We start from the raw sequence: 13,502 nt of genomic DNA, 5'->3' as shown, positions 1-13,502 counted from the left end.
TGTTCTTGATGATTTTTTCTTGTGTTGTCATAACTCTAATCTATTTTTCAGTTGTTAATTTATTGCAACTGTCAGATTAAGTCTTGACTACTTCAGTTTAAGTATCTGTAGGCCTCTCCTTTTCAGTGAAGCCTACAAACACAATTTATGCCAAATCTCGCTCTAACTTCTCTTTTACTTTTTGCCAGTTGGGTAATAAGTCACTTATTAATGCATAAAATTGCTTTGAGTGATTCTGTTCAATAAGATGACAAAGTTCGTGCAGCATTACGTACTCAATACAGGATTTACTTGCTTTAACGAGTTCTGTATTTAATAATATTTTACCATCCATAGAGCAACTACCCCAGCGCTTTTTCATAAAGCGATGACTTAAGGTAATCTCATAAACCTTGAATTGAGGGTATTGGCCCAAAAGCTTCTGCAATAACTCATCAAAAACTTCTTCGGCTTTACTTTTATAAAATTTTTGAATGATCGCCTCTATATTATCAGAAGCGGTATTTATGGTAAATAGACCTTTACTTAAGTTGATTACTGTATTTCCTTTATCTTTTCTATTGATGACCAATTTGTATTGTCTACCCAAATAACGATGCGTCTCCCCAGGAACATATAATCGCTCACGCGTAAATGGTCGATACAATTCAAATGTTCGTAACTGGGTCATCAGCCATTTGGACTTTGGTTTTACCCTTTCAATTATCGTAGATAGTTCGGTGCCCTCAGGTGCCGTAATCAATACATTACCCTCTGGGAAGACACGCAAATCAATGGTTTTCCTATTTGAATATAAAATCTCTGCTTCTATCTTTCGTTTACCATATGAATACTCAATCCTCATACTTAATCCATCTGTTTTTTTGCGATTTTGATAATTTCCTCTACAAAATCATCCAATACATCGAAAGGGATTTGTGTTGAAAGCGTCATAGTTAATCCATAAAAATAATCGTCTAATTCGCTCCATATTTGTTTCTCTATCTCCTTGTTCAACTTCCAATCGACTATAGGTTTGTTGTCGGCAGTGGTTACATCATTAATCAAGGATTGAATTTTCAAAGCTACGTCAGCGTTTTGATTGCGTTCGTGTAGATAACTTATTAATCTATCTTGTATAAAATTATAATAGGCAATAGCGATTTTATTACCTTCAATACTCGTAGGTACATTATCTTGCTGACCTTGTAAAAAACGCTGTTCAATATCTTTAATCCGATTAAGATATTCGGTTTCATCAATACGGCTTTGTTTGTAATCTTGAATGGTTGCTTTTATTAATTCTGACAGACGCTTATAAAAAATAGGATCTTCGTCCAATTTAATAGAGATTCCTTTGGAAGTACGTGCTGCGATATGGTCGGCTTTTGCAGCTTTACCTACCAGTTTTTCTACTTCACTATCACGTTCTTGCTTATTAAAAATATCGATAGGCTCTGTGATTTTTAATACCTCACCATCTGTAGTAATATGTTTATCTATTAGTTTTTGTACCTGCGCTTCGTAGGTTTTAAAGTCTACTTCATCAAAATACCTCCGTTTGACATCGATTCTTAATTGAAGGAAAAATTTGCTATCCTTCTTATATTTCTCAATCAACTCATCGTTTTTTACATCATTAAACTCAATGGTAGACATCGCTAAGCTGAATAGGCGTACAAACTTTGACAATTTCTCATAGAATAAATGACGTAGCTCCTCGTCGCCTAAATGCACAGCATAAGCCTCGGTGTCGTATTTGTTTTTGACAGAAGAAAATATAGCCCAAACCTCCGAATGTGCTTGTGGCAAGTCCTTGATCACATCCTTAACGTCCGTCGTTGCGCCCTTTAAATAAGCAGGATCAATCTCGTCTGATCCAGAATAAATTTCTATGGCTTTATCTAAATTTTCCAAGTTGCCGTAATAGTCTACGATCAAACCGTAATCTTTGCCTTCTGCTAGCCGATTCACACGTGCAATGGCTTGCAACAAGGTATGCTCTTTCAAACTTCTAGTGAGATATAACACTTTATTTCTTGGCGCATCAAAACCTGTCAGGAGCTTATCAACTACAATAATAATCTCGGGCTCTTCTTGCTTTTTAAAAGCATTGATAATGGATTTTTCATACTTCTCGTGTGTACCATACTTATCCATCATGGCTTTATAAAATGATTGTACCAAGTCCTCATTTTCTTCAAAAGCATCTTCGTAATTCTCTCTCGTATCTGGTGCGGAGATCACCACATCTGAACTCACTTTACCAATCTCATTCAGGTATTTGCGATATAGAATAGCACTCGTTTTGTTGGGTGCTACCAATTGTCCTTTGAAACCGGTATTTTGAATAAAGCTCACAAAATGCTCAGTGATATCCCAAGCCCGGTCATATATAACCTGATCGGCTTTATTGATTGCATTTTTAGAACTGTATTTGCGCTTTAAGCCTGCTTTACCATATTCCGTTAAAGGCTCTGAAACTTTATTGAAGAAATTATCTAATGGCTTTTCGTTGACGGTAATCGAATTGTGCCTTCCTTCATACAACAGCGGTACAACTGCCCCATCATCTACAGCGTCTTTAATAGTATATTCGTCAATTATACCGCCAAATTTATCGGCGGTATTCTTTTCCGACTTCATCAAAGGTGTACCAGTAAACGCGATAAAACAGCCGTTAGGGAAGGTTTTTCGCATCTTCACATTGAAGGTTTTATATTGGCTTCTATGCCCTTCATCAATCAACACAAAAATCTCCGATGAACTAAAACCCTCAGGTTCTTGATTCACTGCTGCTTTAAACTTATTGATAATAGTCGTGATGACAGCATCCGAATTGTTCTTTAATAAATCGATCAAATGCTTACCTGTAGCTGCTTCGTCGACTGGAATATTACATTTTTGAAATGTTTCAGTAATCTGTGAATTCAAATCCACACGGTCAGTCACTAAGACTATTTTCGGATTTTTAATCTTTTTACTCAGCGCTATTTGTTCCGCCAACATCACCATCGTTAGCGACTTGCCACTCCCCTGGGTATGCCAAATCACCCCACCTCTACGTTTTCCACTAGCATCGACCTTTTCTATCCGGCGTATAGTCTTGATAATAGCAAAATACTGTTGGTAACGTGCTACTTTCTTGATACCTTCATCAAATAACAAGAAGCGAAACATCATTTCTAATAATCGATCTGGGCGACAAAGGTTATACAATAGTCTATCTTGTGCTGTAATTTCTCTTTCAAGCTTTCCTAATTGGTAAAAATACTGTATAGTAGACCAATATCTGGTTCTAAAAACGGCTGAACGACTGTCTTCTGGCAAGTCAGCTTGTTTCAAATCATAGAGCGTTTGTTCGTAGGCTTGCGTCTCTTTATCTGTCCGGAACTGTTCTTTCCAGACCGACCAAAATTTAGCTGGTGTACTTGTAGTAGCATATTTCGCATCACTTACTGCTAAGGATAATAATAAATTGGAATACACGTATAAATCACGGATACCATCTTCCTGTTGATTGCGCAAATGCTGTGAAATACCTTCCTCTACTGGAGATTTGATGGCATTAGACTTACACTCAATGATCACCATAGGGATACCATTGACAAACAAGACTAAATCTGGACGATACGTATCGGAACGATGCGAACGTGTCACCGAAAATTCTTCTGTCACGTGGTAGCTATTGTTCTCAGGATGCTCCCAATCGACATACTTAAATGAAAAGCTCTTACGATCGCCAGCGATGGTTTGTTCTAAGCTCTTACCCAAAGTAATCAGATCGTAGAAATGCTGATTAGCATTGATAAAACCTAGATGTATAGGCAGATCTTTGAGTTCGCTTATCGCTAAAGATACATTCGCTTCGGTAAAAGCATGTTGCTGCCCTTTGTAGTTGATGCTATTGATTTTTTGCAGTTGTGATTTCAGAATATCATGGAGCAACACATTGCTTTTCCTATCCTCACGCAGTGCCAAAGCCTCTTCAGGTGACAGATAAGTATAGCCCATTTTAATCAGCATTTGTAATGCTGGCAATTGGCTTATGTGATCTTCTATGTATGATGGAATCATATTAACTAATTGATTTTGTGTTGTTTTTACCTTCTATACCTTTAGCTTCTTTTAAAGCTTTGGAGATTCTATCAGTTAAAGATTCAATAGAATCATCCTTTTTCAATATTGTTGCCCCACAACAAATCGTTAAACGATGCTTGTTATCTGCAATTGAAAAAATATTATTTTCAACCATTATTCTTTTGCGTTCAGCTGCTTGTAAAGCCTGTCCGAGATTTGTTTCCCTAGCAACAACAATAAATTCATCACCTCTTTGAAAGAAACGAAAAGTTTCATCTGTTGCTCTTTTATCACTTCCAAGTAATTCGCCTAACTTTTTTAATATCAAATCAGCTTCTCCATAACCGTACTTTGTATTAAAGGATTTGAAATCGTCAATATCAATTAGGATAATACTTGTATTATCTTTAAAATCTTTAATTAAAGATTCTAATAAAATTTTCAATGCTTTATGGTTTTTTAAGCCTGTTAATTCATCAAGATTATTATCTCGTATTAAATTATCCAGTCTTGACTTATACCTAAATAGTAAAAAAGACAGACTAATAATGAATAATGTAAGAGCTACGATCAAATATATTGGAATTATAACATCAGCAAATAAAAAAGTCTTTACCAAAGGCAATAGACTAATTAAGTATGTTGAAAACAAGCCCACTGCAAAAATCAAAACTGCTTTGAAAATATCATAAAATCCTTTTGATAATAATTCGGATTTAAATTTTTCAAATGATTTTCTAATGTGCTTCATATATCTATATTCATCAATTTATAAATCTCGACCTTATTCTCATTGTAAACTTCTAATGCTCGAATCTCCAGATCTTTTAGTCTATCGATGTTAGTTTCATCCATTTCTATATTTTCCAATTCTGTTTTGAATAAAGTATTCAATCTGATATAACTAAAGTTATCTGGCTCTTGTCTATCTATACCATTCTTCAATAAGCTCAAAATATTTTCAACTTGTTGAGATTGACCTTGCATAAATAACTCTATAATTCTTTTACGCTTGTTGTTTATCCAATACCAAATTCCAAATTTTTTTTCTCGATTAGGTTCAAGGAATATTCTTTCACCTGTACCAATTGAAAGTAAATTAATATCAATTAACTCTTTTTTAAAAGCTTTCTGAGCTTCAATCAAAGCAATTAGACTTGGATTATTAGCCCAAACACCACCATCTACTTTATTTTTAAATTGAAGAACATCCCCTTTCATATCTTTATACATGTTACCAGAATATGGATCAAAATATGTAGGTGCAGATGAGGTTGATAATGCAGCATCTAGTAATGGAAGATTAGGATCACGAGTAAACCTATGATGGTAAAGGCTTTTTAGTACAGATGGTTTTCCAATGCTTAAATCGTAAATTGATACCCCAACAGGAACTTTACAATCTTTAAGTTTAGGAATAGAACTATTATGATGTTTTTTAAATACATCTTCTAATAGGCTTTCCAAACTTGATCTGTCGTGTGATGAGTAGTTAATACATTTTAGAAATCCTTTTTTATTACCAAATATTTTTTCAGCATTATTGAAGTATAAATTCTTAATTTCCTCAGCGGGTATTCCTAATGACAACGCTAAAGCTAAAATACCACCTGTAGATGTTCCGAAAATCAAATCTACATTTTGATATATTTGCCAATTTTCTTTACCCTTAAATTTTAATTCTTTTTCTATTTCACTTAAGATTACAGCTGGAAAAACACCACGAATTCCTCCACCATCTAAACTAAGAACTCGAAATTTATTTTCGCTCATACTGTTCTTATTTTACCAGTTAATAACTGCTGCATCAAACCTTTTTTCTGCAGTTTAAGCACTTCTAACTTTTCTTGGTATTGCTTCAATTCGTGATTGGCGGTATTCAAGACTTCTACAGCATTTCTTTGTTCTTCAATCGGAGGAACAGGAATATTTAAGTCCAAAAAATTTGATTGACCTAAAGTCTTGTTTCGTCCAGCTCCGCCAGGTGATGCTAACTCTAAAAGATCTTTCCCTTTAGGAGTTTTAAATAGATACAATAAATAATCTAAATCTAACACCCCCTCTTTGGGTTTATACATAGGAAATCTATGCGATGCAATGTATCCAAGCTCTTTATCAGTAGTTTTAGCTACCGCTTGTTCCCAAGCAAAAACTATATTTACAACAAAACAATTAGGCTCAATCCAAAATACAGACTTATTTCCTAACTCCTTTCCTGTAACTGGCTCTTTATAAAACAATCCTTTTGCGTGAGATCTTATACCAATTTGAGTATATAGTTCTTCTTTAATTGGTATAAACGCCTTTTTTATTCTATCGACTACCTCTTTAATTTTCTTATGGCTAAAAGAATCTTTGAATGAAATCAATTTATTCGCCAGCGCCTTATTTCTTGCTTCCAGTTTTTTGATGATGGCATTGGTATCTTGGATAGCTTTATCCCAAGTAGACAATACCTCTGCTATTTTTTGTTGCTCTGGTAGTGGGGGAATTTTAATGTCAATATTTTTTAGTTCTGTAAAATATCTTGAATACCCTAAATCAGGTAATGATTTTTTATAATAAGAAAGGATTTGAAATAAAAATTCTGTAGTTAAAAGTTTTGACTTTAGTAATTTTGTTCCGTCAGCACCTACTAAAAAATTAAAATCTAAATACTTAACCTCTTTCGTATGATCACCAAACATAACTAATGGAATATCCATCACTAGATATTCTATTTCATTACCAAAACCGCATATCTTTTTCTTCCCTTGATCTATTATTGGGTATTTACCTTCAGGTTTATAATCTTTAGTTTGTATCTTTTTTGGAATATTTACTGTGTATACAGATTCTCCAATTGATTTTACTATCCAGTTTTTATATTGTGTTGTTTTTGTCATTTGTTGTGTTGTTCTATGCTAAATCTACGTCCGTTAGGTTAAAAACAGACTTTATTGCATTTAATGCTACTTCACTTGTAGCGCCTTTCATTCCCATTGCTTTAAAAACATCGGGAGTAGGCAGCTCATTTTTAACCAATTTAAGAAATGCGATAAACATATCTTTGATGGATTGAGGCAGCTCAAATCGTTCTTCGCCGTTAAATAGCATAGCTAATTTGAAGATATCGTTTTTATGCTTCTTCAGGTGCTTGCTATCTTCTTTAACACCTTGTGCGATACGTCCGGCAATGTCTAAGTATGCTTTTGCTTTTAAAACAATTATAGCTTCTGTATTTGCTCGATGAATACCTGCTACCACCACACTATGTTGTACTATAAATTGGTAAAACGTATCGTCTAATAATATTGCGGATAGACTACTTAAATCATCATCTACCGGAATAGGTGTCAGATGCGTATCGGGATCTAAATCAATCAAATCTGGATTACGAGAAAACAATTCAATCTGCTGTGGAAATTCGTCATTTTCTGGTTCTAGAAAGCGGTAATATTGGCGTTCATCGTTACTTTTTTCTTTGCGGTTGTAATTACCATCTTTTATGAATTGCCAAAATGTTTTTAAGAACTCCGGACTTAAAGCTTCTACCACCAATATGATATCAATATCTTTCGTAGCACGAGCTTTTAGACCTTCGTCTTCCATAATCATATCGCAGGCAGTACCTCCGATAATAATGTAGTTATCTGGAAAAGTTTCAAAATAGGCTTTAAATTGTTCTATGCCTTTTACCATATAAATTTATTGATTAAGTGTTCTAATTCCATTTGCACACGTTCATCATGATCATCTTTATACGTTAAAAATAAAGAGATTGGATCTACGTTGTCTAATGCTGATTGACTGATTCTGTTGATGAAATTTGGATCGTATTTCCATATCTGAAACATATAGCTTCCTCCAAACTCATTGAATGTATCCGGTTTATTATTTTTCTTGATTAAGTTAAATGTTTGATTGTCTACTGCAAAAGCTATCTGATCGCTTGGATTCATATTGGTATATTCTGTCAAGGCTGTATCTCCTGCTTTCAATAATGGTAAATTCCAATCAAAATTATATTCTACAAAATAGTGTTTAGATACTGGATTGATTAATAGATTGTCTTTTAAACCTTTCTCCCACAGTGTTTTTTTATCCCATTTAAAGTGAAACCTTTTATAACGACCGTGCTGCTCGATTTCAATTAAATCTAATTCGACTAAATTTTCGACTGCGCGCGAAATGTTTATGGTATTTATTTGAAATTGGTTTGCAATTTCTTTAAAAGCGATATCTTCGATGCTATAACGATCATTTGTATTTAGTAAATGTGCAATGACTAATACTTGTGCAAAAGGTTGCAACGTTTGTGCAGTACGCCCTTTTGTTTGGTATCTATACTCCGTAAAATCAATGAATAAATAAGGTATATATAGCTGCTTAAACGGTATAATGAATGCCCGCTTTTTTTCGATTAATCTTTTACGATTATACGCTTCTATTTCATCTACGCAAAGAATTATGGGTTGATTTAGCCTTTCTTCTATATTAGCTAATTGTGTGTCTATAGCTGCAATAGTAAACTCATCATCTGTCTCTGCATATGCTATGATAAATTGTTGATTATGTATCAACAACTCGTGCCACTGGTACGCATTACGTAGATATATTGGTAATTGACTTAGTATTGCCTTGCTTAAAGGCTTTACCTCGCAATGTATTCCTATTATTTCGTTGATGTAATTTTTTAGTTGAACCATAATACTAACATTGAATTTGCACGATAACAAATCTAATGTTATTATGCAGAAAAAGTGTTACTAATTTAAAAATCAATAATTTTTATAAAACCTTTTATCTCTCTTTCTTTATCAAATTGATTGGTTAGTAACCTCGTGTTACCAATATCTGTTATCTCGCTGGTTGTATTTGTATGCCCATATACCCAATACAAAGGTTGGTATTTTAAAATCAGCTTATCTAACGGTGTACCATATACGGAACTAAAGTTTTCTTGATCTGAGATACATACCATCACAGGGCAATGATGTGTTACTACGATTTTTTTAAGACGATCTGGTTGCTGTAATTTATTAACCAAAAAACTTAGCGCATCGGTGTGAAATCCATTATAATCCAATGCATCTATATGATCCCCTCGGTATTTGATATATTTAAAATCGTTAATATGATACTGCAAAAACCATCTTTTATTTAAGTCTAAATTGGTCCATAAAGTAGAGAAAACCAATTCATAATCATCTAAAAGGACCGATTGGTTGTTGATTAAAAATACATTTTCTCTTATCGGTATATTACACGATTGGTACTGCTTGTAATCTGAACCATAAAATTCGTGGTTACCAGGTACCCAAAACACCTTAGAAAAAATCTGACTGATATGATCCAAGAAAAAATTTATTTGATCGATCTGATTTAATGGTACAATATCCCCAGCAAGTACTAAATAGTCAGCATGTGATTGAACAGGATATTTTTCAAAAAACGCCCTGTTCTTTTGTAATTCTAAATGAAGATCTGATATGTACTGTATTTTCATTATTTCTTTGAATTACCATGCACTGTTCCACCCCCTAACCATTCGCCTGTAATTAACCATAGTTCATAATGATATAGCCACTCTATAGCCCAAATCATAACAGTCTGTGCGATTGGCTTTGAACTATTCCATTCATCCCACTTTCTATTGTACAAACACAAATGTTGTTTTTTGTGGTTATATATATGAGGCAATACAGTCTCGCCCTTTGCTAGTTTTAATGGTGCCGGTTCCTGTACAAATACATTAGGATTTTCCCCTAATTCATAAGTAAGTTTCACTTTGTATTCATCCCCAATAGGTGAGGATTTTAAAATCCCTACCCATTGAAGTGTTTTACCTCCAATAATTTTACTCTCTCCAAAGCCAAAATCTTTTTTGAGACCTGATAACTGATTGTAAATAGTAAGTTTCTTAGATCTGATCATTTCCGTCAAAGCTATGGGATTTAACTTTTGAAGCACCCGATAGTGTAGCCCCTACAGCTCCCAGTATACCAGATCTTCTATCTGCATAATTTTCGCCAGCCTCAGTTAATAATCGACGACGGTTTCCTAAATCAGAAAATGTTTTTGTCACTGAATCCTTACCAAACGATGCTTGAAGAGACTCTGAGATATTAAATAAACCGGATTTTGAGTGTGCCTCTCTCAAATCAAGCTTTACTTTATCTAACCATGCGTAAAAATTCTCCCGTCTCACTGAGCCTTCATCATTCCACCGGTCAGCAAAGTTCTCTGAAGTGTTTGTAGGATTTGAAATCCATTCAATATCTTTGTTCAGTGCAGGATTAAATTTAAATTCAATTTCATCTTCCATACGATTAACAACACCCCACATCGCATCAATTAAATCTTCTTCACCACGATACGCTCGAGCAGCTAGTGTCGTTATTATACAAGAGATTGGTTTTTGCTTCTTCACCTCTTCATTCGGCTCATTTTGAAAATGAATATCGCGATGTCTTTTTAAAAGCTGGACAACTCTTTGAAGTGGCAATCTAGCTTCTTGATATTCAGGCGCAGGTTTTACAGATTCATTCAATGAGTATAATCTTTTTTTAACGCCATTTACAGTCTTAGCTTTATTCATAAACCATATAGCATACCCATAAGGATTACTTTGCTTCCAATACTCTGGTCTTATTTCATGATGGTAGTTGCCTTCCTCTTTGTCTGTAATACTTAATCTTAGTTCGTCAAATTCTTCATAAGTATCGGCAGACATTGCCTTTTCCAAGAGAATTGAATATCCATTAGATATAAGAGCGGGTAAAATATCCATATGATACCTCTGGTTAGAAGACTCCGCATTCTCTCTGTATTTTAACGTCCAACACCTACGGCCTTCTTCATCAAGCAAATCTCGATATCTTTCACTTTCATTAAGTCTATCACCAACTGCATTTTTTAAATGGAGTTGTGCCCAATTTTCTGGTTTACTCTTAAATTCGCACACGACATCCAAATCAATATCACCATCAGGATCAACAGTTTGAATAGTTGTTCCAATAATAAATGAACCTTGTGGTTTTATATATGGCTCATATTCTGCTAAAGGAGAATTGTCATTGGATAGAAATTTACCTACCGCTATATAACTTTGAACAGCTGCCTCGTGTTGAGTTTTAGTTATACTTAGATTTTCACTAAGTAATTCCAATATTTCATTAAATTCTTGCTTTTTATGTATATCATTTATCATAATCTGTATATTTAATAATGGTTAATAGATTCGCTTTTTAAGCTTTTTCATATTCTTTTTCTGCCAATTGCTTCGTTATATGTAGCAGATGTTTTACCCGCGGGATATAAGATAATTGCAGATACTTGCATAGCCATCGGTTTAGATTAAGTTTAACTCTTTAAGGTATTGTTCCATCTTAGATTCTGTTTCTGTCAACTGTTGTTTCAAATCAACAATTTCTGCATGCACAGCCTTGATATCTACCTCTGCTTCTTCTTCAAACGTATCAATATAGCGTGGAATATTCAAGTTGTACTCATTATCTTGGATGTCTTTCAGTGTAGCACGATAAGAGAATTTATCTGTGAGCACTTCACCTTTCTCGCAGTCTAAAGCAGGTAGGTTCTTAAATTTCTGAAATTCTGATACCACTTTTGCTATATGCGTTTCATTCATCTTATTTTGGTTCTTGCCCGATTCGAATTCTGCACTCGCATCGATAAATAAGATATCCTCTTTAGCACCTTTCGCTTTATTGAAAATCAATATAGCCGCAGGGATACCCGTACCAAAGAATAAGTTGGCAGGTAAACCTATTACGGCTTCTAATAAATTTTCATCAATCAACTGTTGGCGAATTTTACCTTCGCTACTTCCCCTAAATAATACGCCGTGTGGTACTATAACACCTACTTTGCCTTTATCTTCAAAAGTTGTCTCAATCATGTGGGTGATGAAAGCATAATCCCCTTTAGATTTAGGTGGCACACCACGGTGGAAACGATTGAATTCATCAGCAGTAGCCTCCTCAGCCCCCCATTTATCCAATGAAAACGGAGGATTAGCCACTACCACATCAAAGCGCATCAAAGCATCCGCTTCCTTTAGCTGTGGATTATTTAAGGTGTCTCCCCATTCGATCACTGCATTATCCTCCTCATGCAAGAACATATTCATACGTGCCAATGCCCACGTAGAACCATTATTCTCTTGCCCGTACAAGGCGTAGTTTTTACTTTTGATTTCTTTGGCTACCTTGATTAACAAAGAGCCCGAACCACAAGCAGGATCACAGATACGATCGCCAGGCTGCGCATCTACTAGCTTCGCCAATAATGTACTAACTTCAGATGGCGTATAGAATTCTCCGGCCTTTTTGCCAGCTTCACCTGCAAACATAGAGATAAGAAATTCGTAGCTATCGCCAATCACATCATTATTCGCTAGGTGTGATGGTTCCAAGTTTAACTCAGAAAGATCATTCAACAAATTCTTAAGAATTTGGTTACGCTGCTTAGTCGGACCAAAAGCCGTCTCAGAATTGAACGAAATACTACGGAATACTTTCTCTAGTTTCGCTCTATTCTCATCCTCTAATTTGGTCAGCGAAATATCAATCAACTCGCCAATATTGCTTTCATTACGATTGTCATATAGATAATCAAATGTACTTTCTTCAGGCAAAAAGAAACGCTCACGCTTCAATTGACGTTTGACCATCTCTTGATTTCCATCGTATTTAATAGACAACTCTCTCGCCTTCTCTTTCCATACATCAGATAAATATTTGACAAATAACAAGGTCAAAATATAATCTTTATAAGATCCACTACCCATCACTGGGCGTAAAGAATCACAAGCTTTCCATACGATCTTATTAATTTCTTGTTGTGTAAGTTTTGTAGCCATATCTTCTATTTTAATATTTCGTTTATAATTTGATTAAATCTGATTTGTTTTTTTTCTTTTAACTGGGATAACATATCCAATTCTTGCTTATGTAATAAATACATTTCTACAATTTGCGCTTGCACATCTAACGGAGGTAAGTGAACTTCAAAATCTCCCAATTCGCTTTTACGAATGGAAGGAATAGAGCTTCCGGCACTTACACCATTAAAGTAAGTCATACTTTTAGGGTGATTAAGTAAGCACACCAAATAATCTGGAAGTATCTCTGACTGATCTACACGAATGATATAAAAAATAGAGGAAGCTAAAGCTTCGCCTATACGTCGGTCATACTTATAAGCAAAGAATTTCATCCCCTTGCCCACAAACAAAATATCACCTTCATTTAGCAATCCATTTCTACCAATCTCATCATATGCTACAAACTGCTCTACATTATCCAAAAAGCTACCGTATTCGTCAAAATTTTTTACTTGAAGATATTTAACACCCTCATTGCCGAGATCACTAATGTGATTACCAAAGGCGAAAGAAGAGATATCTTTAAGCTTTTTAATTATATAATAATTCATTGTAG

12 protein-coding genes are annotated in these 13,502 nt (G+C 34.6%); all 12 read right to left on the bottom strand.

The features are described 5' to 3' along the window. Window positions 1-145: 145 nt before the first annotated feature. The 12 genes from CLV99_RS11165 to CLV99_RS11110 all read right to left on the bottom strand — a co-directional run bounded on the left by CLV99_RS11165 (window position 146) and on the right by CLV99_RS11110 (window position 13,497). Window positions 146-844: a M48 family metallopeptidase gene (locus CLV99_RS11165; protein WP_133584570.1), complete on the bottom strand. Its 699-nt coding sequence runs from the start codon at window positions 842-844 to the stop codon at window positions 146-148. 2 nt (window positions 845-846) lie between these two features. After that, window positions 847-4,056, bottom strand: coding sequence for a type I restriction endonuclease subunit R (locus CLV99_RS11160; protein WP_133584569.1), 3,210 nt, complete (start codon window positions 4,054-4,056; stop codon window positions 847-849). Window position 4,057: 1 nt separating this feature from the next. Next, window positions 4,058-4,810 carry a GGDEF domain-containing protein gene (locus tag CLV99_RS11155; RefSeq protein ID WP_133584568.1) on the bottom strand — a complete coding sequence of 251 codons (753 nt, stop codon included), beginning with the start codon at window positions 4,808-4,810 and terminating at the stop codon, window positions 4,058-4,060. Beyond that, window positions 4,807-5,832 (bottom strand): CBASS cGAMP-activated phospholipase, encoded by a 1,026-nt coding sequence (locus tag CLV99_RS11150; RefSeq protein WP_133584567.1) that lies wholly within the window; start codon window positions 5,830-5,832, stop codon window positions 4,807-4,809. The genes CLV99_RS11155 and CLV99_RS11150 overlap by 4 nt, the downstream gene beginning before the upstream one ends. Next, complete coding sequence (locus tag CLV99_RS11145; protein ID WP_133584566.1) at window positions 5,829-6,944, bottom strand: restriction endonuclease subunit S; 1,116 nt, start codon at window positions 6,942-6,944, stop codon at window positions 5,829-5,831. Before CLV99_RS11145 ends, CLV99_RS11150 begins: the two co-directional genes overlap by 4 nt. Before the next feature lie 13 nt (window positions 6,945-6,957). Beyond that, entirely contained in the window at window positions 6,958-7,740 is a 783-nt protein-coding gene (locus CLV99_RS11140) for a hypothetical protein (protein WP_211348513.1), read from the bottom strand. Next, window positions 7,734-8,747 carry a hypothetical protein gene (locus CLV99_RS11135; protein WP_133584565.1) on the bottom strand — a complete coding sequence of 338 codons (1,014 nt, stop codon included), beginning with the start codon at window positions 8,745-8,747 and terminating at the stop codon, window positions 7,734-7,736. The genes CLV99_RS11140 and CLV99_RS11135 overlap by 7 nt, the downstream gene beginning before the upstream one ends. A gap of 65 nt (window positions 8,748-8,812) precedes the next feature. Beyond that, the gene (locus tag CLV99_RS11130; protein WP_133584564.1) at window positions 8,813-9,547 is read right to left on the bottom strand and encodes a metallophosphoesterase; all 735 of its coding nucleotides are present in this window, start codon (window positions 9,545-9,547) and stop codon (window positions 8,813-8,815) included. After that, window positions 9,547-9,975, bottom strand: coding sequence for a hypothetical protein (locus CLV99_RS11125; RefSeq protein ID WP_211348511.1), 429 nt, complete (start codon window positions 9,973-9,975; stop codon window positions 9,547-9,549). The genes CLV99_RS11130 and CLV99_RS11125 overlap by 1 nt, the downstream gene beginning before the upstream one ends. Next, complete coding sequence (locus tag CLV99_RS11120; protein WP_133584563.1) at window positions 9,962-11,251, bottom strand: nucleotidyltransferase domain-containing protein; 1,290 nt, start codon at window positions 11,249-11,251, stop codon at window positions 9,962-9,964. The genes CLV99_RS11125 and CLV99_RS11120 overlap by 14 nt, the downstream gene beginning before the upstream one ends. 141 nt (window positions 11,252-11,392) lie before the next feature. Next, window positions 11,393-12,922: a type I restriction-modification system subunit M gene (locus CLV99_RS11115; protein WP_133584562.1), complete on the bottom strand. Its 1,530-nt coding sequence runs from the start codon at window positions 12,920-12,922 to the stop codon at window positions 11,393-11,395. Window positions 12,923-12,927: 5 nt separating this feature from the next. Continuing rightward, window positions 12,928-13,497, bottom strand: coding sequence for a restriction endonuclease subunit S (locus tag CLV99_RS11110; protein WP_133584561.1), 570 nt, complete (start codon window positions 13,495-13,497; stop codon window positions 12,928-12,930). Window positions 13,498-13,502 lie beyond the last annotated feature (5 nt).

Source organism: Sphingobacterium yanglingense, from assembly GCF_004363245.1.
In the GTDB taxonomy this organism is placed as follows: Bacteria; Bacteroidota; Bacteroidia; order Sphingobacteriales; family Sphingobacteriaceae; genus Sphingobacterium; species Sphingobacterium yanglingense.
Note: the sequence above shows the minus strand (reverse complement) of the source record. Positions and strands in the feature narration are given on the sequence as shown.